The organism is Mucilaginibacter sp. P4_A11, assembly GCF_056402535.1.
Window position 1 is genome coordinate 269,548 of the sequence record NZ_JBFUHE010000006.1, and the last position, 19,819, is coordinate 289,366.

16 protein-coding genes are annotated in these 19,819 nt (G+C 42.9%); 5 read left to right on the top strand and 11 right to left on the bottom strand.

Annotated features, from left to right (window positions below):
* Positions 1–15 precede the first annotated feature (15 nt).
* From AC1DUD_RS14010 to AC1DUD_RS14025, 4 genes are all read right to left on the bottom strand, one after another.
* Positions 16–1,377, bottom strand: coding sequence for a glycoside hydrolase family 27 protein (locus AC1DUD_RS14010; protein WP_477375311.1), 1,362 nt, complete (start codon positions 1,375–1,377; stop codon positions 16–18).
* 5 nt (positions 1,378–1,382) lie between these two features.
* A complete protein-coding gene (locus AC1DUD_RS14015; protein ID WP_477375313.1) occupies positions 1,383–2,081 on the bottom strand; it encodes an L-ribulose-5-phosphate 4-epimerase in 699 nt (232 codons plus the stop codon).
* A 7-nt stretch (positions 2,082–2,088) separates the two neighbouring features.
* On the bottom strand, positions 2,089–3,795 hold the full coding sequence (locus AC1DUD_RS14020) for a ribulokinase (RefSeq protein ID WP_477375315.1): 1,707 nt from the start codon (positions 3,793–3,795) through the stop codon (positions 2,089–2,091).
* Positions 3,796–4,227: 432 nt separating this feature from the next.
* Positions 4,228–5,676, bottom strand: coding sequence for an arabinose isomerase (locus AC1DUD_RS14025; RefSeq protein ID WP_477375317.1), 1,449 nt, complete (start codon positions 5,674–5,676; stop codon positions 4,228–4,230).
* Positions 5,677–5,848: 172 nt separating this feature from the next.
* Here AC1DUD_RS14025 and AC1DUD_RS14030 point away from each other — a divergent pair, with 172 nt between their 5' ends.
* Positions 5,849–6,745, top strand: a complete 897-nt coding sequence (locus tag AC1DUD_RS14030) for an AraC family transcriptional regulator (protein WP_477375319.1) — start codon at positions 5,849–5,851, stop codon at positions 6,743–6,745.
* 125 nt (positions 6,746–6,870) lie between these two features.
* Positions 6,871–8,364: a family 43 glycosylhydrolase gene (locus tag AC1DUD_RS14035; protein WP_477375321.1), complete on the top strand. Its 1,494-nt coding sequence runs from the start codon at positions 6,871–6,873 to the stop codon at positions 8,362–8,364.
* A gap of 337 nt (positions 8,365–8,701) precedes the next feature.
* Here AC1DUD_RS14035 and AC1DUD_RS14040 read toward each other — a convergent pair whose 3' ends face one another.
* From AC1DUD_RS14040 to AC1DUD_RS14055, 4 genes are all read right to left on the bottom strand, one after another.
* Positions 8,702–9,247, bottom strand: a complete 546-nt coding sequence (locus AC1DUD_RS14040) for a YbhB/YbcL family Raf kinase inhibitor-like protein (RefSeq protein ID WP_477375323.1) — start codon at positions 9,245–9,247, stop codon at positions 8,702–8,704.
* An 85-nt stretch (positions 9,248–9,332) separates the two neighbouring features.
* Positions 9,333–10,199 carry a helix-turn-helix domain-containing protein gene (locus tag AC1DUD_RS14045; RefSeq protein WP_477375325.1) on the bottom strand — a complete coding sequence of 289 codons (867 nt, stop codon included), beginning with the start codon at positions 10,197–10,199 and terminating at the stop codon, positions 9,333–9,335.
* Between the two features lie 97 nt (positions 10,200–10,296).
* A complete protein-coding gene (locus AC1DUD_RS14050) occupies positions 10,297–11,088 on the bottom strand; it encodes an alpha/beta hydrolase (RefSeq protein ID WP_477375327.1) in 792 nt (263 codons plus the stop codon).
* Between the two features lie 169 nt (positions 11,089–11,257).
* The gene (locus AC1DUD_RS14055) at positions 11,258–11,932 is read right to left on the bottom strand and encodes an NAD-dependent epimerase/dehydratase family protein (protein ID WP_477375329.1); all 675 of its coding nucleotides are present in this window, start codon (positions 11,930–11,932) and stop codon (positions 11,258–11,260) included.
* 142 nt (positions 11,933–12,074) lie between these two features.
* Here AC1DUD_RS14055 and AC1DUD_RS14060 point away from each other — a divergent pair, with 142 nt between their 5' ends.
* Positions 12,075–14,588, top strand: coding sequence for an AsmA family protein (locus tag AC1DUD_RS14060; RefSeq protein ID WP_477375331.1), 2,514 nt, complete (start codon positions 12,075–12,077; stop codon positions 14,586–14,588).
* Positions 14,589–14,920: 332 nt separating this feature from the next.
* Positions 14,921–15,781, top strand: a complete 861-nt coding sequence (locus tag AC1DUD_RS14065; protein ID WP_090528912.1) for a sigma-70 family RNA polymerase sigma factor — start codon at positions 14,921–14,923, stop codon at positions 15,779–15,781.
* A gap of 290 nt (positions 15,782–16,071) precedes the next feature.
* Here the strand turns inward: AC1DUD_RS14065 and AC1DUD_RS14070 are convergent, their stop codons facing one another.
* The 3 genes from AC1DUD_RS14070 to carA all read right to left on the bottom strand — a co-directional run bounded on the left by AC1DUD_RS14070 (position 16,072) and on the right by carA (position 18,580).
* A complete protein-coding gene (locus AC1DUD_RS14070; RefSeq protein WP_477375333.1) occupies positions 16,072–16,569 on the bottom strand; it encodes a helix-hairpin-helix domain-containing protein in 498 nt (165 codons plus the stop codon).
* Positions 16,570–16,695: 126 nt separating this feature from the next.
* Entirely contained in the window at positions 16,696–17,268 is a 573-nt protein-coding gene (locus AC1DUD_RS14075) for a tetratricopeptide repeat protein (protein ID WP_477375335.1), read from the bottom strand.
* Positions 17,269–17,479: 211 nt separating this feature from the next.
* A complete protein-coding gene (carA, locus tag AC1DUD_RS14080; protein WP_477375337.1) occupies positions 17,480–18,580 on the bottom strand; it encodes a glutamine-hydrolyzing carbamoyl-phosphate synthase small subunit in 1,101 nt (366 codons plus the stop codon).
* 328 nt (positions 18,581–18,908) lie between these two features.
* Between carA and panB the strand changes: the two genes are divergently transcribed.
* A complete protein-coding gene (gene panB / locus AC1DUD_RS14085; RefSeq protein WP_121233601.1) occupies positions 18,909–19,724 on the top strand; it encodes a 3-methyl-2-oxobutanoate hydroxymethyltransferase in 816 nt (271 codons plus the stop codon).
* The last annotated feature ends 95 nt before the right edge of the window (positions 19,725–19,819 follow it).

The following is a 19,819-nucleotide window of genomic DNA, read 5'->3' on the forward strand; positions in this document are numbered from 1 at the left end:
ATTTATTGAATTGGTTTAGTTTTTGGGTGACAGCCTGAAGAGCGCCGCACCGTGTTTATTTATTTTTTGCTGATAGCCTGAGCTATACTGGCCAACATCATGTTTTTTCCAAAGGTCGCGCACAGTTACTTTACCTTTCAGACCCAGGTCTTTGAAATTCAGGGATACAGATTTGTCATCATCGCCGATATTGAAAAAGGCTGCGTAAATGTCCTTACTACCGGGGATCTGTGAGTACCAGACCATGGCGCCATCTTTTTTGTATAGTTGTTTTGGACTTGAGCCTTTTTGATTTACCGCAATTACCTCGTCGTTGGTAAAAAGATTCAGCTCAAAATCGCGATTTTCGGGCAAGTTACCGCCTATCATCAGTGGCGAACGGAAGATGCTCCAAAAGGTCATATGGGTATATTCTTCATCCTCGGTAAAGCGACTGAAGCGCTCCTGACCTACCGGGCCACGCTTGCTCAGCTTACCGATCTGGATCATATCACAATCGGGCCAGTGACCGGGGCCGCTTACGCCTTCCCAGCTTTTGGCATAATCAAACATATGCAGGATCTCTTTCCAGTTATCCCAAAAATCATCGGCCATGCGCCACATATTGGCATATTTGACAGCATGAGCAGCTTGTGCAACCGGAGTTTCGCCGGGCGAAAGACTTAGCACAACCGGCCTGCCACATTGTTGGATGGCTTTCTGATAACCTTCAACCTCGGCATTGCTGTACGGGCGCGAAAGATCATCCACCTTAATAAAATCAACTCCCCATGAGGCATAAAGCTCCAGCAGCGAGTTCAGGTATTCCTGTGCGCCGGGCTTTTTCATGTCCAGCCCGTACATGTGGTTCATCCATGGACATTTTGAGTTGGTATCGGCCACCATATCGGCAGTGATGCCATTGGTACCTTTTACCGGCGATTTTGACCAAACGGCCTGCCTCGGGATACCGCGCATAACGTGGATGCCAAATTTTAAGCCTTTGCTGTGGATATAATCGCCGAGCGGTTTAAAACCGTCACCGCCAAAAGCCGATGGGAATTTGTTAGGCTGGGGAGTGAGACGGCCCCATTTATCCATAGTAAGCCATGGCACGTATGAACCATCCTGTAAACGTAACTGGAAAGGGTTGCCAATGTTACTGCCCGGAGGATTATCGTACGACCATAAAAAATCCACAACTACATACTCCCAGCCATGTTGCTTGAGATGCTCTGCCATATAATCGGCATTGGCTTTTACTTCATCTTCATGTACTGCCGAACCAAAACAGTTATAACTGTTCCAGCCCATAGGCGGTGTAGCTGCTACCTGTGCCGATAAACGGGTGCAGGCGAAAAAACAAAGCAGCAGGAAAAACAGGTTTATTTTTTTCATCAGGTTTATTGTCCGTAATATGAATCAGGTCCGTGTTTGCGCTCGTAATGTTTTTTGATCAGCGCATCTTTTAAGCGTGGGGCGCTTTTATCAATTTGTTCGGTGAGGTAAGCCATTTGGGCAACAGCTTCCAACACGGCGCTGTTGTAAACCGCTTTTTCGGCAGTTTTACCCCAGGTGAACGGCGCATGGTTACCAACCAATACCATTTCCACCTCTTTATAATCCAGGCCTTTTTCTTCAAAACATTCCATGATCTGGAAACCGGTTTGATACTCGTAATTCCCCTTGATCATTTCATCACTCATGGGAGGGGCACACGGTATATCAACCGTTAAATGATCAGCATGGGTGGTGCCGAAGATGGGAATATCCCGTTGCGACTGCGCCCAGGCTGTTCCGTAGGTGGAGTGCGTATGCACAATACCGTTTATACCGTCCCAATGTTTGTAAAGCACGGCGTGGGTTTTGGTATCGCTTGAGGGGCGCAGGTCACCTTCAACAGTATTGCCGTCAAAATCAACAATCACCATTTTTTCGGGCGATAGGTCTTCATAAGGTACACCGCTTGGTTTAATGGCGAACACGCCCAATTCCCTGTCGGCAGCGCTTACGTTACCAAAGGTGAACAACACCAGGCCCAGTTTGGGCAGCTGCATGTTGGCATTATAGGCACTACGCCTTATATGATCATACTTGCTCATTACTTTATTATGCGTTTTGCAGTTCAGGATTATTTTTCAAAGCAACTTCGGCAGCAACAAATTTGCCCAGTACGCTGTATTGGTTATAACGTTGCTGATATACTTCTTTCAGCGCGATGTTTGGCTCGTATACCACGTCAAAACCGCGGCCCATAGCGGCCATAGCTTCTTCAACAGTTGGATAGATGCCTGCAACCACTGCAGCAAACATAGCTGCACCTAAAGCGCAAGTATGTTTAAACTGGTGGATACGGATAGGCATACCCAAAATATCAGCCATCATTTGCATTACAAATGGTGATTTTTTAGCTACACCGCCAATACCAATGATCCCTTTAACCGGGATGCCTTCGCTGATAAAGCGGTCAACAATGCTTTTGGCACCAAAGCAGGTAGCCTCGGCCAATGCGCGGAACACCCTTGGTGCATCGCTGCCTAAACCTAAACCGGTGATAGCGCCTTTTAATTCCTGGTTGGCATCGGGCGTACGGCGACCGTTAAACCAGTCGATAGCCAGCTCATTGCTTTCTTCTATCGGCAATAAAGCTGCCTGCCTGCTCAATTCAGGGATGATCATTTCAGAAATTTCTTCCTTCAAAGCTTCGGCAGTAGCCGCATCAATTACCTGCGATTGTGAAAGCAGGTTATTTAACGGCCAGGCCAGGATATTTTTAAACCAGGCATAAGTATCGCCAAAAGCCGATTGACCAGCTTCTAAACCTGCCATGCCCGGGATAACAGAGCCGTTAACCTGTCCGCAGATCCCACGTACCAGTTTGCCTTCCATCTCTGATGATGGCGCTACTAAAATATCGCAGGTTGAAGTGCCCATTACCTTACTCAGGTGGTAAGGCTCAATCTGGCCGCCAACAGCACCCATGTGCGCGTCAAAAGCGCCGGTACCTATAACCACATCGGTTGAAAGTCCCAATATCTCCGCCCATTCTGCGCTGAGGTTTCCGGCTGCTTCATCGGCAGTATATGTGTCTTCATATAGCTTATCCCTAAAACCGGCCAACAGCGGATCAAGAGAAACAAAAAATTCTTCAGGAGGCAAGCCATTAAATTCTTCGGCCCAAAGGGCTTTATGCCCTGCAGAGCAGCGGCCGCGTTTAATGGCCTTAACATCATTACCGCCGGTTAACAGGAAGGGGATCCAGTCGCAATGCTCCACCCACGAGGCAGCAGCATCACGTACGCTTTTATCAACCCTTAGCACATGTAGTAACTTGGCCCAAAACCACTCAGATGAGTAGATACCGCCAACATATTTTAAATAATTGGTATCAAATTTTGTAGCATGCTCGTTGATCTGCGCTGCTTCTTTAACTGAGGTGTGATCTTTCCACAATACAAACATGGCATTGGGATTGCTTTCAAAACCAGGAGTTAGGGCAAGTGGTGTACCGGTAGTATCAACCGCAACAGGGGTTGAGCCGGTGGTATCAACAGAAATGCCTTTTATATTTTTTGCGATGGCCTCGCCTCCGGCCTGTGCTATACAATCTTTAATGGTTGCTTTAAGTCCGTCGATATAATCCTGCGGATGCTGGCGGAACTGATTTTCGGCAGGTACGCAATACTTGCCATCGCGCCAGCGGGGATAATTAAATACTGATGATGCTATTTCTTCTCCGTTAGCGGCGTTTACTATCACGGAGCGCACGGAATCGGAACCGTAATCAACCCCGATCACTAATTGGTTATTGCTCATATAAAGATTTATAATTATTGTCGAAATAACACTTAATTTTCGACAAAGAAAAATTTAATTTAAAATTTTATTCAGATAAAATCCATTATTGGCTTAACAAACCAACAACCCTGTAAAAAAGTCACTACAAAAGCAAAACAACCCCGAAAAAGATTGAGAAATAGATTAAACCCGGAGGTAATAATTAGTGTTGTTTTAACAATATAAAAATATCATTTTAAAGCGGATTCGCCGTTTTGGGATGGTAAAACGTTTAATTTACAAAGGTAATATAGATCATTTTATAGAAGATGGGATTTTAAAACCCCTCCCAAATCTCCGCGTCATTGCGAGGTACGAAGCAATCCCCAAATTACCGAGCAGCCATGCAAATTATCCTGTATAGTTCGCAATTGCTTCGTACCTCGCAATGACGGGATTAAGAAATCAATTTCAACAAACCTTCACCGTCTCCACCCCCAACAAATCGCCTAATTTTTTAATTTTTGAAGCGATATGGCCCTTGCCCACCGCACAATGATGCGCAGGACCGTGTGAATTCCAGGTTTCAACAAAAGCCCTTGCCCCTATCGTGAATTTATAACGGCTATTGGTATTACCTATCTCCAATATCGGCCCGGGTACCGATTCAGCTTCGGCTACCAGGAAGATGATCTTGCCTCCCGCAGTTTCCACAACCGAAAGCATGGTAACAGGGCCATGGCTTACCGACATTTCCACCGAAAGTCCGTTGCCAACCTTTCCATGATAAACCTGCAATGGTTTTACTTTTATCTTACCTTGCGCTATGGCAGGATGGCATGGGCCATCATGCCCCATCAGCACAACATCATCGTTAAAATCCATGGCATAGTATTCGGTAAAAGAACCTCCCGCACCGAAGCTATCCATTATTTTCATGGCCTGGGCATTTTTGATCTCGTACTCGCCAGCCACAGGGATGCCCGCGGCAGTGAGCAGCGAATTACCTAAAATCACCGAGCTCATGGTATCCTCGTTAACTGCATTGCCGGTGCCTTTATGGTAATAAGCCATGGAACCAAGGTTATATTTTGCCACCAGTTGATCTAAAGCTACAGCGGTTATTGCTGCACGTTCCAATTCTGCATCCGGGCAATCGGGTTGGATGTCAAAACGTTCATGAAACTCATTTATCTTATTCTGTACCTCAACCGGTTGAACGGTGCTACGTAAACCAGACAGCTCATCCACTTCCATAATCTCGATATGCCCGCCAAATGTGGCGCATTGTAAAGTAAGATCTGAGTAAATATCAAGCATGCCGCCATAGTAATTGCCCATAACACCCAATATATTATGATACATAATATGAGCCACTTTAGCCGCAGCTATCCAGTCTTCCACTTGTTGCCAAACATGCGGGTCGTTATGCAGCATGCCTGTTATTTGATAAAAAGGAATAGCCGCACGCTTGAAAACATTGGCTATTTCGGGCACGGGACAGGCAGCACAATAGGCCAACCATTCGCCGGTCATGGCAGTACGGTTTTTCATTTGGTTAAATGAAGCATAATCAATTGTTGCGCCCGGAGTAAGGTTCAGGATCACCACCGGTACCTTGGCCCTTTTAACAACGGGCAAAACGGTTGACGACAGCGCATAGGTAGTAACATACAGAAAAACCAGATCGACATCTTCCCGCCGAAAACGGCTGCCGGCTTCAAGTGCTTTTTGTGGTGTATCAATCAAACCAAGATTAACAACATCAGCACCAAAAACAGCAAGTCTATCCGCCACTTCATCAACATAACCCGAAAGCCGTTGTTCAAGCCCTTCAAACTGATCCCAATAAGTGTTAAGGCCTATACCGAAAAGCCCTATTTTAAGGTTTGAGGTTATTTGATTGCCGGAGGTATTCATTGTATGTAGTTTATTTATTGGCGATGTATATTTAATTGTTGTTAGAAAAAGTTAAAGATGTATTAATTTAGATTTCAACTACCAACAATCAAATATTGCCATATAAACCCCTGGTAGCAATACACATTTTGATATTTAAGATGTACTTATTGATGCCGGATAACATTGCCACATGATCAATTACTACAAGTACCTGCCCGTAAGTAAGGAAGATGAAAACTGGGGACTGTGCGTTTTAAATACCGGCTGTACACATATTGAGGCCTCCGACTCATATCCGGGTAAAGCACATCCTGCGCATCATTATTTTAACTGGAACACGGGCAGGGTGCTGAACGAGTACCAGGTAATTTATATCACCCGGGGGAAAGGCATTTTTGAATCGGACAGTTGTAAACGGATTGAAGTAAAGGCAGGCAGTGTGATTGTCCTCTTTCCCGGAGAACGGCACCGTTATAAACCCGACGAAAAAACCGGCTGGGACGAATACTGGATTGGCTTTAAAGGCGAGGTAATGGATAACCTGATTAACAAAAGCTTTTTCAAGCCCGAAACACCTTGCCTTAGCATCGGTTTTAATGAAAGTATTTTTAGTTTATTCAACAACATTATTGAAAAAACAAGACAGGAGGATACCGGTTACCAACCCATGATATCGGGAGCAGTGTTACACCTGTTAGGGAGCTTTCATGCAGTAAGTAAACAAAACTCGGTAAGTGATGGCAGGGAAGTATTAATCAATGAAGCGCGGTTGCTGTTCCGTTCAAACATAACTGCCGATTTTTCGCCCGAACAGGCTGCATCCCAGTTGGGTGTGGGCTATTCGTGGTTCAGGAAGGCTTTTAAAAACCATACGGGATTATCGCCGGGCCAGTATTTTATCCAGCTAAAAATTGAACGGGCAAAAGAATTGTTGAATGATCCGTCTATTCCCATTAAAGAAATTGCTTACGACCTGAGGTTTGAATCGTATTTCTATTTTTCCAAACTGTTTAAAGAAAAAACCGGCATTGCCCCTACCGATTACCGAAAGCGGGCCCAGGGCGATGATTCAAACCTACTATCATAAATGATAAACCGAATATCAAAAAGTGTAATCGTTGCTTTCGGATTCATTGATAGATTTGGTTCGATGATATTACCTGTTTTATGCTGAAAAATCAGCGCCTACAGGTTCTGCAATAAACAACACTAATGAAAAAACTTATCCTGCTTAGTCTGTTAGCTCTTATTTTCACTGCCCGGTTTGCATCGGCACAAAGCATCAAAAATTTCGATAAAAACGGCAAACAGGTAACCAAATTTGACAATCTGGGCAACGCGGTTGATGCACATGACGGCGGGATAGCTTTGTTTAACGGTGTATATTACTTGTACGGCACCAGTTATGATTGCGGTTTTGAATGGGGCAACAAATCGGCCCCTTTTTGTGGCTTTAAAACCTATTCATCAACCGATTTGCAGCACTGGACCGACAGGGGTTTTATGTTTGATGCTAAAACACCCGTTTGGCAAACCCGCTGCGATGGTAAAACTTATGGCTGCTTTCGCCCGCATGTTATCTACAATAAAAAAACAAAACGCTACGTACTTTGGATCAACGTTTATGACAACCGGGTGGGCTACCGCGTATTTACAAGCAAAACCCCGGTTGGCCCTTTCGCTGAAGTTAAAGAACCAACCTTGGCTGTGAACAGCGAGATGCCGGTAGCGGGCCTGAACAACGGCGACCATGATACCTTTGTTGATGATGACGGCACTGCCTATTTAGCCTATACCGACTGGCGCACCAAAGGCAGCATCGTAATTGAAAAATTAAGCGCCGACTATTTAACCGGTACCGGACAATACATAAAATCAGTTACCAATGGTAATACCGAAGCCCCTGCCCTGTTCAAACGTAAAGGCAAATATTACCTCATTTATTCCGACCCTAATTGTGGTTATTGTTCAGGCACAGGTGCATCCTATCGCACAGCACCGTCGCCACTGGGGCCATGGTCGGATGGGATAAAGATCAGCGATAACTCCTGCGGCGGACAGCCGTCATTTGTATCAACAATTAAGTTAAATTCAGAAACTATTTTCCTATTTGGCAGTGATTTGTGGAATAACGCTGCAAAAAATGAAGCACTTGCCAATTTTTACTGGGCACCGTTAACCTTTGCCGCCGATGGTTCCATCAACCCGATGCAATGCGAGCAAACAGCAAGTTTCACCAAAAACTCCGCTCCTAATAAACCGGCCGAAGATTTTACAACCGGCTGCGATATCGGTAAAAATATTCAGCGCTCGCAAACTTTTACCGCTGCAAAAAGCGGCACTTTAACCAGGATCCATTTCACCACTTTTCAAACCGGTTATCCTGATGCAGGTCTTTCTATTGAAGTGTTTGAGCTTGACAATGCCGGGCTTCCAACGGGTAGCGCTTTGGCTTCTGTTACTTTGTCTGTCAATTCTATTTCATGGTCGGCCAGGAACGCTTTTGTAAACCCAAACATGCCTGTAACCGCTGGAAAGCGGTATGCCGTTGTCATCAAATCGGCTACAACAAAGGGCTGTTATGGTTTTGCTTACAGCGATTTACTAACGGATCCAAATAATGTGGCATCGATAAGTGATGACAACGGGGTAAGTTTTTCGGCAGAGAAAAACAGGGTGCTTAAATTGCATGTTGCGATCAGGTAGAAACGAGCGTTAAAATAATGAAAGCAAGGGATTGTGCGATTCCCTCCCCTGGCTACTGTGTGTACACATCTTGTCAATAAATAAAACCGAATGTCATTTCGACGAACCAATTTGGGGATGTGCGGGCGCGGTGAGGAGAAACTATCTCTTGAGCGATAGTGAAAAATCTTATACATCACGCTCGGTACCTTGCATACGGCTCTACAAGGCGTATAAGATTTCTCTTTCGCTCCACCACTTGGCCCGCCCCTGCTCAATCGAAATGACATTTTCTTTTAATTAAAAAGATGTGTACACACAGTAGCCCCTGGGAGGGAATTATTTAACCCTTGGCCGTTCACCTCTTCATATAAACCATCAACGAAGCTTTAGCCAATAATTGTTTACCCAGCATAAAACCAGTTAAAGCTGCTGTTGAAGCTTGCGTTGTACCCAGCTTAGCTGTTTTTAAAGCATAAACGGTAATAAGATAACGATGGTCGCCCTCGCCAACACCCGGGCATGGGCCCTGGTATCCGGAAACGCCTACATCGTTAATGCTTTGCAGGCTCCCTTGAGGGGCTATGCCGCTTTTTACGTCGCCGGCACCTTGTTTTAGTTCATTGATATTTGTCGGGATATCCACAATAACCCAATGCCAAAAACCACTACCTGTTGGCGCATCAGCATCATATATAGTAACCGCAAAGCTTTGGGTACCCTCGGGTGCGTTGATCCAGCTTAGTTGCGGCGATTTATTACCGCCACTGCAACCAAAATTACCGGCAACAAATTCATTGCTAAACTGTCCGCCAAGATCGGTGCTTTTTAAAGTAAACGTTTGGGAACATGCAGCCTTCGCTATCAAAAGGCTAACAAATAAGGAGAAGATCATTTTCATCATAAACAGTATTTAATTACATCACAAAGGTGGCTTTGCGGGTATTTATACTGTTATTGCAAACGGTTCAATTAGTAGTGCAGGCGGCTCAAACTGCAATCTGCTGGCCATAAGCCGCGGGGGTTACGCCAAACCTCTTTTTAAAAGCGGTATTAAAATTCGACAGGTTTTCATAGCCGTAAGTGTCATAAAGTTCACTCGCTTTCCGGCCTTTCTTCAGTTCAGCACAAGCCGATTCCAGTTTCCTGTCGCGGATATATTTTTGCGGGGATAGGCCGTACGCCTTTTCAAAATCACGCTTAAATGACGACAGGCTGCGATTGGCCAAAAATGCCAGCTCATCAAGCGTAAGGTTATTGAACAGATTGTTTTCAATCAGTTTTTGCAGTGATAAACCTGTGGTATCTTGCCTATCGCCAAAAAGAGTAATCAACTGTGCCGGGTATAGTTCATAAATAATGAGCAGCAATTCTTCCAGTTTATGAAGTGCTACCGCATATGAAAGTTGTTGCCCCGAATCAACCAAAGCCCTAACTCCCCGTAGATATTCGTTAAGATATGCTGTGTTTGAAAACAGTACATAAGGCGGTGTATCTGCCAATGTATTTTTTGAGTTGATGGCATGTTTGGAAAAGAAATCGGCTATCAGCACCTGTGGAAAAAAGATGATAAAGCTACTGTATAGCTCATCTCTTGACGTACCCTTTACCACATGCTCAGCAATCAGGGTGTTACCTTCGGGAATAAGCAAACCCTGGCCGGGCCTGATGATGGTACAATCGGCATGACGGTAAAGTTCCTTTTGTCCGTTGAGTACAAAACTAATAGCACATTGGTTAAAAACCACCTGGTTTTTGAACAGGTCGCCCCGCTCCCGATAGTATACAAAAGAGATCTCGCCCGCCTTAATTTGCGGTTTATCTTTAACTGCTTCGGGTACGGTTATGGCTTCCATTTGATGATTGTCAGGGGTAAAACTAACAATTATCCAACAAAAAAAGCGGAATGGCCAATCGCCGTTTCCGCTTAAAACTTTAACAAAAACTATATTTTTATTTAACGCTGTTCGCCGCTTCAATAATAACTTTGGCAACAGCCTCGGGTTGGGAAATGAAAATCACGTGGCTGCCTTTAATTTCTGTTATTTTAGCATTGGCACGTTTGTACATAGTACGTTCAACATCAGGTACAATACTTTTATCCTCGGTGGCAACTATGCCATAGCTTGGTTTAGTTTTCCATGCAGCTTCGGCAACAGGGGTTATAAAACACTGAACAGAAGTCGGCCCCTGTGAGGCAAACATAAAGTCGGCTTCGGTCTTGCTTAAATCACCGGCAAAACCACCATGAAATTTGGCTTTATCATAGTAAACAAAACCTTTATCATCGGGAGGCAAAATTCCATTTTCAGGTGCAGGAGGAGCCGATTGCACCCATTTTATGGTGTTTTCACCTTTATCGGGTGCAAAAGCAGCGATATAAACCAACGCTACTACTTTTGAGTTATTCCCGGCTTCGGTAATTACTGTACCACCATAAGAGTGGCCAACCAAAACTGTTGGGCCATCCTGCTTGTCAAGGATCCGGTTAGCAGCATCAACATCATCTTTAAGTGAGGTTAGTGGATTTTGAACTACAGTAACGTTATAACCCTTTTTTGTAAGGATTTCATACACAGCCTTAAAGCCTGAGCCATCGGCAAAAGCGCCATGTACCAAAACAATGTTCTTTACGGGTGTCCCTTGGGCGTTCGCATTGGGAGCAAAGGCAAACAAACTGCCTAATAAAATAACCGCCGCCACTAAATAGGTATTTGTGCGGGCTTTCATAAATTTTGTGTTCATTTTTTGCTGGAGTTTAAGTTTCATAAATAAATACTGTTGACAGCATTATTTCAAAGCTCATTCCAAAATCAAAATCAACTAATAATCAAATAATTACAAAACACAAGCCTCACCAACATTCACGATATATCGGATTTACACGAGGCTGTTATCCGTATATCATAACCAACTATTCGTTAGCCATGACCACAATATCCTTTCCATCCAGGATCCAGCGGCCGGTACCCCTGTTTACAGTATTGATCATTGCCTTACCAACTTCCTCCAGGGTGATAAAACCTTTAGGGTAAATAAGGCGGCCTATAGGATACATCCAGCTGATATATTTGTAAAACGACAACGTATTTTTCGCGCCTTTAAAACTTTTCATAAATCCCGGCCTGAAGTTAAATACTTGCTTAAAGGGCAATTTCATGAGATCGTTTTCGGTTTTTCCTTTTACACGGGCCCACATGCTGCGACCGTTCTCTGTACTGTCGGTACCCGAGCCGGATACATAGCAAAAGGTCATATCAGGATTGATACGGCTCAATATCTCGGCCACATGCATGGTAAGCAGGTAAGTTACTTTGTAATAAGCTTCTTCGCTCATGCCTACAGAGGAAATCCCTAAACAAAAAAAGCAGGCATCATAACCTTGCAACTGATCCTGAATTGGCGTAAGGTTAAAAAAATCGGCATGAATGATTTCCTTAAGCTTAGGATGTGTTATACCGCAGGGCTTACGGTTAATTACCAATACCGCCTCAACCTTATCGCTCAATAAACATTGGTGCAGTACACCTTCGCCTACCATGCCGGTAGCGCCGGTAATTATTGCTTTTATTTTATTAGTTGTTTCCATGATACTGATGTAGCCGATTATACAATTAAAATATTGTATCTTATTGCAGATTTATTTTACCTATTCCTATACCGTGTGTTAATTATATGTTACAATACAAACAATTATATAACCATAACGCTTTAACAATAAATTAGTTGAAATGCCAGGATGGTTAAAGATAACCTTAAAGATCGCCGGTGCGCTCTTAGGTTTAATTATAATTTTGTTTATTGCCCTTACCGTTTATGTGAATTATAATAAACAGAAGGTGCTTGCTATGATCACCTCTGAACTTAATAAAAACCTGAACGGCACGCTAACTATCGGCACTATTGATCCTACTTTATTTAAAGGCTTCCCGGGCGTATCTGTTGAGTTGAAAGATGTGGTATTGAAAGATAACCGCTGGGCCGAACATCATCATACATTACTTACCGCTAAAGATCTTGAAGTATCGGTAAATGCTTCTGCCTTAATTAAGGGCGAAGTAGTGATCAATAAAATAGATATCAGCAATGCCGATATCGACCTGTTTACCGATAGCACGGGCTATAGCAATACATCGATATTTAAAGCGAAGCCTAAAGTTGAAAAAGACCCGAAAGAGAAACAAACAAGCTCATCAACACAGATCAAGAGGTTTTCATTAAACAAGGTAAATTTTGTAGTCGACGACCGTCGCGCCTACAAACTGTTCAAATTTGCGGTAAATGATATCGAAGGCCGCCTTGATTACCCCAATAAGGCATGGAATGCGGATATCGACCTCAATGCTATGGCAAACAGCTTTTCCTTTAATACAAAAAAAGGAAGCTTCATGAAAAACAGGCTTTTAAAAGGGCATTTCGATATCAGCTATAATTATGATTCGCAGGTTATCAATGTAGCACCTAATGATTTGAATATCGGCGATGACACTTTTAACGTTGCCGCTAAATTTGAACTTAAAAAGCCCGAAACCCCTTTTACCATCAACCTTAAGGTTAATGATATTTTGTGGACCAGCGCCGCTAACCTCTTAGCTGCCAACATTACCAAAAGCCTCAAAATGTTTGACCTTACAAAGCCTATCGATGTTACCTGCGACCTGAAAGGGAGCTTTGGCGGCGGCGGGGATCCCTCTATTTATGTTACGGCTAAAGTAAAGGACAATGTATTGAAAACGCAGGGCGGTACTATTGAAAACTGCAGTTTTAGAGGGATTTTCAGCAATAACTATGTTAACGGCAAAGGTTTAAATGATGAAAACTCAGTAATAAAGCTTTATCATTTTAACGGCAGCTATAAGGATATTCCTTTCACTATTGATACCGCGTTTATCAACAACCTGACTACGCCGGTGGCTACAGGAATCTTCCGCTCACGCTTTCCGGTCACCAAACTCAATTCAGTAATTGGTGAGGAAAGCCTTAGATTTACCAAAGGCATTGCCGACCTTAAATTGGCCTACAAGGCTGATATTGTGAACTTCAAATTCGCCAAACCCTATGTTACCGGGAATGTAGATATTAAAAATGCTGACGTAAGTTACCTGCCCCGTGGCCTTGTCTTCAAGAACAACTCCATTGCTTTAAAATTTACCGAAAAAGATCTTTACATCAACAACATACGCCTGCAAAACGGCAGCAGTGTGGTGAACATGCAAGGAAAAGTGAGCAATTTCCTAAACTCATACTACACCGCGCCTGAAAAGATCCTGATAGTTTGGCAGATAACCAGTCCGGAAATTCGCCTGGGCGAGTTTTTAAGTTTTCTGAATAGCCGGGGGGGATCAGAACAAAGTAGCAGTAATAGCAAGGGTATGAGCCGGACAGCAAGCAAAAAGATGACCAGCCAGCTAAACACCGCTTTTGATAAAGGCCAGGCCGAGCTGCACCTTCGCGTAGCAAAGCTATACTACAAAAAGTTTTTAGCTACTGATGTTACAGCCGATATTTTGCTTGCCGATAACGCTATGAAAGTACGTAACGTAAACCTGAAAAGTGCAGGTGGCTCATTAAAAATGGCCGGACTGGTATTGCAAGGGCCAACCAATAACTTTGCAATAAGCACCACTATTGAAAATGTAAATACTAATACTTTTTTCGCATCGTTTAATAACTTCGGACTGAAGGATTTTACAAGTGATAACCTGCGCGGCTTCCTTTCGGCCAGGGCAGATATTAAAGGGGGCATCAATAATGCGGGGAACCTGGTGCCTAAGTCCATAAACGGCACGGCAATGGTTAACCTGAGAGAGGGTGCATTGGTTAATTTTTCGCCGATAAAAAGTGTGGGCAAATTTGCTTTCCCGTTCCGCGATCTGGACAACATAACCTTTGGCGACTTGAAAGCCCAGTTTGATATCAATGGCGATAAGATCAAAATAGCTCCGATGCAAATTAACTCCAGCGTGCTGAACATGGATGTTGAGGGGGTCTATTCTTTGTCTCGCGGAACTAATATTGCTCTCGATGTACCATTACGCAACCCTAAAAATGACAGTAAAATAGCCGACGATAGCGAACGTAATAAGAAGCGGATGCGCGGTATCGTATTACACATATTGGCAACCGACGGCGACGATGGAAAAATAAAGATAAAATGGAATAAAAACCATAAAAAAACAAAGACAGATGATGATGACCAGAAGACAGATGACACCCAACAAACGCCCGAACCTAAACAAGATTAGCTTAACTTCATATTATCGTTACTTTAACCGTTGTTTCATGGTGTTTAAATGACACTACAATAGCAAATAAATGCTTACCTTTGTGCTGTTCAATGTAGAGTAATATGTTGATTAAACATTTATTGGTTAGCACATTATTTTAAAACTTTTAAACCGCTCGCTCCTTACAGCAATAATATCAGTAGCAAACCCTCGTTTTAAATATATAATACTATCCCGGGTTCACAAAAAGAAGGAAGCAAAGTTTAATGTAGTCTGTTTTATTTCCGGTTGTTTAACCCGGCACATGTATCTTATTGAACCGTTTTTAGCTTAATAATCTGTATTAAAAAATGAGACAACTTAAAATATCCCAATCAATCACTAACCGTGAATCAGCATCGCTCGAAAAATACCTGCACGATATCGGCAAGGTAGATTTGATCACTGCTGAAGAGGAAGTGATCCTGGCGCAAAAGATTCGTGAGGGCGACCAGGTAGCGTTAGAACGTTTGACAAAAACAAACCTTCGCTTTGTGGTATCGGTTGCTAAGCAGTACCAAAACCAGGGCTTAACCCTGGGCGACTTAATAAACGAAGGAAACCTTGGTTTAATTAAAGCGGCTAAACGCTTTGACGAAACTAAAGGCTTTAAATTTATTTCATATGCCGTATGGTGGATCCGTCAGTCAATCCTGTCGGCCATTGCCGAGCAATCGCGTATTGTGCGTTTACCTTTGAACCAGATTGGTTCATTGAGCAAAATTCACAAAGCAGCTTCAAAACTGGAGCAGGAATTTGAAAGACAACCAACACCCGAAGAACTTGCAGACAACCTGGAAATTTCGGTTGATAAAATTGCCGATTCAATGAATAATGCAGGTCGCCAGATTTCAATGGACGCACCTTTTATTCAGGGTGAAGAAAATACCTTGCTTGATGTATTGGCCAGCTCTGATGCTGCAACTGATACAGAAGTAATGGCTGATTCATTATCACAGGAAATTAAACGTTCATTAGGCATTTTAGCCGAGCGCGACCGTGAAGTACTGATGTTATTTTTTGGTCTTGGTGGCCATGCACCTCATTCTTTAGAGGAAATAGGTGAAAAATTTGATTTAACCCGCGAGCGTGTTCGCCAGTTGAAAGACAAGGCTTTGATGCGTTTACGTCACAATTCAAAATCAAACCTATTGCAATCATACTTAAACTAATCCAGGATATCCGCCTGAGTTTTTATACCAAAAACGCGAATGAGTAAATCATTCGCGTTTTTTTGTGGGTTGATGTTTTCGAATTCCCTCCTTCGGGGCACTATTATATACCCACATATTAATAAGAAATTGTCATTTCGATTGAGTTGGGGCTGGCCGAGACCTGGAGCGAAAGAGAAATCTTCTACATCAGGTTTACAATTTACCTGTAAAAGCAGGGCGTAGAAGATTTCTCCTCACCTCCGATACACAAACCCGCCCTTGGCTCGTCGAAATGACATTTTTTTTGATCATTTATTCCCAACAAACTCTTTCCCCTTGCGATATTGCGGCAACTCGTACCAAGCCTTAGCAGGTCTATTTGCCGGAAAACCGTATTGTGCCCGGTAAGCTTTTCGCTCAGCAGTAAAATGCCACCAGCTTTTCCCTGTATCACCATGTTTTATATAATAGGTAAGCAACCGGTATGAATCTTCCACACAAGGATCAGCCCAGGCACCCACATGCCGTTCAAATGCATTAAACAGTTCAACAGGATCTCTACCTTTTAATTGTTCTAACGAATAATACCCCTGCTGTATCAGCTCAGTTGCAAAATTGATGCCTAATGACGGAATACTTTGAAATTCAATAAGCGCATTGATCTCCCTGGCACGTTCAGAATCTGCATTTAATATCATTGCTATTTCATCCGGAGCGAAACTTACAAGATCGGCTATTTTTGCTTTTTGAGCACGGAGAATAGCTTTCTCTTCCGCTGTTAAAAGCAGGTTAATTGATTTCTTCATAATTCAGGCAGGTATACAACTAAGTTATAAAGGAATCCTGAAAAATAAAAAAGCCTTTTAAGGTTAATTTAAGCCGATAGTATTTGATTCCACATAAGATTACCGCTTTTATTTATAACCTATAAGTTAATGGTTGTTACCGCCAGTAAGCATTTTTCTTGTCGCTTCATTAACAGCAGTTGGGTCAATTTGATCGGTTACCTTTAAATACTTTTTTGCACTATCTTTTTGTATGAAATAACAATATGCAGCTGTAAGCTGCGAATAAGCTTGAGCATTATGAGGATCCAAACTAATTGACTTTTTTAACACGTATATAGACGAGTCTAAATAAAGCTTATTGTTGGATGAAATAAACAAATTACCATAACTTATAGATTGATCATACCAAACCTTAGCATTACCTGAATTAAGTTTTAACGACCTATTAAAGAAATAAAGAGAAGCTTTAAAATCCTTCCGGCTCCCCAATATATTAGCAAAGCCCCAATAAACATCAGAATTCAAACTATCAAGTAACCACGCCTGATTAAAGCGCATCATTGAAGTATCCAATTGGCCACGATAAAAATACTCCCAACCACGCTTAACCAATTGGCCAGCAGCTACATTTCGGCTTTCGTGCCCATCGTCAAAGTATTTTAAAAATTGCTCATCAACTTCTATTTGCTCCCTGCACTTTTTCAGGTTGCCGTACATTGGCAGTTTGTTAATATCATCCTGGCAATTTTGTACCTGGGAACACCCAAATACCAGGATGCCAATCATTAAAAACATGAGGGATAGCTTCATTGGGCTTGTGATTTCGGTTTAATGTTATGACAATATACAAATAAAAAAGCCTTCCAAACTAAATTGAAAGGCCTTCGAACATCTGCACATTTAAAATCTGCACATCTGTAATTGAATATTATTTCATCAGCTTGATAAAGTCATCAAACAAATATCTTGAATCATGCGGCCCAGGTGATGATTCCGGGTGATATTGTACTGAGAATGCTTTTTTACCTTTCACTCGGATTCCTTCTATCGACTGGTCGTTCAGGTTAACGTGGGTAATTTCCACTTTTTCTGAAGCACGGACAGCATCAGGTACTACACCAAAACCGTGGTTTTGTGAAGTAACCTCGCAATGGTTAATAATGATATTTTTTACCGGATGGTTTAAACCGCGGTGACCGTTAAACATTTTTTGGGTTGGGATGTCGTTAGCCAAAGCCAACAACTGGTGACCTAAACAAATCCCGAACATTGGTTTATCAGCAGCTAAAATTTCTTTTACTGTTTCAACTGCATAAGGCATAGCCGATGGATCGCCGGGGCCATTTGAGATGAAATAACCAGTAGGTGCAAAATCCTTTTCCATTTCGGCATAAGTAGTTTTTGCCGGGAATACTTTGGCATAAACCTCGCGCGAATCAAAATTACGCAGGATGTTTTTCTTTACACCAAGGTCAAGCACCGCTACACGGTAAGGAGCATCCTCGCTGCCAAAAGTATAGGTTTCGGTGGTTGATACCTGAGATGAAAGCTCAAGACCATCCATTGAAGGCACCAGTTCAAGTTTAGCTTTCAGCTCGTCCAGATCCAATATTTCTGAAGAGATAATAGCGTTCATAGCGCCTTTATCGCGGATGTGGCGAACAAGCTGGCGGGTATCGATATCAGAGATACCTACAATGTTTTGTTCCTGGAAATAATCCTGTATTGATTCATCAGCCTGTTTACGGCTGTAGGCGATGTTATAGTTTTTACAAACCAAGCCCGCAATCTGGATCCTGCCCGATTCAACTTCCTCGTTAGCAATACCGTAGTTACCAATGTGCGCATTGGTGGTTACCATAATTTGCCCAAAGTATGAAGGGTCGGTAAAAATTTCCTGGTAGCCGGTCATACCGGTATTAAAACAAATCTCGCCGGTGGTAGTACCCATTTTGCCCGCAGCTTTTCCGTAAAAAACGGTGCCGTCGGCAAGCAGCAATATAGCCGGTAATTTGGTTAAATAGTTCATCGCTTAAAAAAATTGAAAGGGTTAAATGATCGGATCGCCTGGTTCAAAGCCCCGTGAAAACTGATAGAAATAATGAAGTAAGGAACTTCCGGATTCACGGCGCAAAAGTAGAAAATAATTTCGGATTTCGGATGTGAGATTTCGGAATTATTTTGATTTCGAGTTTATTTTTTGATTTCGGATGCGGGATGTGGGATTTCGGATTTAATTAAAGAGTAATTCTTAAGCAAATCAAAAATAGAAAAATCCGAAATCGAAATTCCGAAATCCGAAATTCAATTAATCCGAAATCAAAAAGTACCTTTGCACTGCGATAAAACATTTATCAATGTCTGTAAATAAAGAAATAAAGCGAATCACCACCAATACCATCCAGGAGATGAAGGTTCGTGGCGAAAAGATCTCTATGCTTACCGCATATGATTTTTCAATGGCTACCATAGTCGACGACGCCGGGACGGATATCATCCTCGTTGGCGATTCGGCCTCCAATGTAATGGCCGGCCACGAAACTACGCTGCCTATCACGCTCGATCAGATGATCTACCATGCATCATCGGTAGTACGTGCGGCAAAGCGCGCATTGGTGGTTGTCGATCTGCCTTTTGGATCATACCAGGGCAATTCAAAGGAAGCATTAAACTCAGCTATCCGCATCATGAAGGAAGCCGGTGCGCATGCCGTTAAAATTGAAGGCGGCGTTGAAATAGCCGAATCGGTGAGCAGGATCTTAACAGCCGGGATCCCGGTAATGGGACACCTTGGCCTTACGCCGCAATCGATATATAAATTCGGAACATACACCGTGCGCGCCAAACATGAAGCAGAAGCGCAAAAACTGCGCGAGGACGCCCTTAAGCTGCAAGAGCTTGGCTGCTTTGGCATAGTACTGGAAAAGATCCCGGCTAAACTGGCACAGGAAGTGTCTGAAAGCCTCCAGATCCCGACTATTGGCATTGGTGCCGGCCAGCATTGTGATGGCCAGGTATTGGTAATTCATGACATGCTGGGAATTAACAAAGGCTTTAAGCCACGTTTTTTACGTCAGTACTCCAACATGTATGATATCATGCACGACGCTATCAAAAATTACAACAGCGACGTAAAAAGCAATAGCTTCCCTAACGAGAAGGAACAGTATTAATATGCAGATTATAGATGTGCAAATTTCAGATAATGAATAAATCGGAATTGGCACATCTACAATCGAAAAATAAAGATGCAGGATTTGCAAATCAA

Coding starts and splice junctions, on each gene's coding strand:
- AC1DUD_RS14070 (WP_477375333.1), bottom strand. CDS start 16,569: ATGAAGAAATCAATTAACCTGCTTTTAACAGCGGAAGAGAAAGCTATT.
- AC1DUD_RS14050 (WP_477375327.1), bottom strand. CDS start 11,088: ATGAACACAAAATTTATGAAAGCCCGCACAAATACCTATTTAGTGGCG.
- AC1DUD_RS14045 (WP_477375325.1), bottom strand. CDS start 10,199: ATGGAAGCCATAACCGTACCCGAAGCAGTTAAAGATAAACCGCAAATT.
- AC1DUD_RS14075 (WP_477375335.1), bottom strand. CDS start 17,268: ATGTACGGCAACCTGAAAAAGTGCAGGGAGCAAATAGAAGTTGATGAG.
- panB (WP_121233601.1), top strand. CDS start 18,909: ATGTCTGTAAATAAAGAAATAAAGCGAATCACCACCAATACCATCCAG.
- AC1DUD_RS14010 (WP_477375311.1), bottom strand. CDS start 1,377: ATGAAAAAAATAAACCTGTTTTTCCTGCTGCTTTGTTTTTTCGCCTGC.
- AC1DUD_RS14020 (WP_477375315.1), bottom strand. CDS start 3,795: ATGAGCAATAACCAATTAGTGATCGGGGTTGATTACGGTTCCGATTCC.
- AC1DUD_RS14030 (WP_477375319.1), top strand. CDS start 5,849: ATGATCAATTACTACAAGTACCTGCCCGTAAGTAAGGAAGATGAAAAC.
- AC1DUD_RS14060 (WP_477375331.1), top strand. CDS start 12,075: ATGCCAGGATGGTTAAAGATAACCTTAAAGATCGCCGGTGCGCTCTTA.
- AC1DUD_RS14040 (WP_477375323.1), bottom strand. CDS start 9,247: ATGATGAAAATGATCTTCTCCTTATTTGTTAGCCTTTTGATAGCGAAG.
- AC1DUD_RS14035 (WP_477375321.1), top strand. CDS start 6,871: ATGAAAAAACTTATCCTGCTTAGTCTGTTAGCTCTTATTTTCACTGCC.
- AC1DUD_RS14015 (WP_477375313.1), bottom strand. CDS start 2,081: ATGAGCAAGTATGATCATATAAGGCGTAGTGCCTATAATGCCAACATG.
- AC1DUD_RS14065 (WP_090528912.1), top strand. CDS start 14,921: ATGAGACAACTTAAAATATCCCAATCAATCACTAACCGTGAATCAGCA.
- AC1DUD_RS14025 (WP_477375317.1), bottom strand. CDS start 5,676: ATGAATACCTCCGGCAATCAAATAACCTCAAACCTTAAAATAGGGCTT.
- carA (WP_477375337.1), bottom strand. CDS start 18,580: ATGAACTATTTAACCAAATTACCGGCTATATTGCTGCTTGCCGACGGC.
- AC1DUD_RS14055 (WP_477375329.1), bottom strand. CDS start 11,932: ATGGAAACAACTAATAAAATAAAAGCAATAATTACCGGCGCTACCGGC.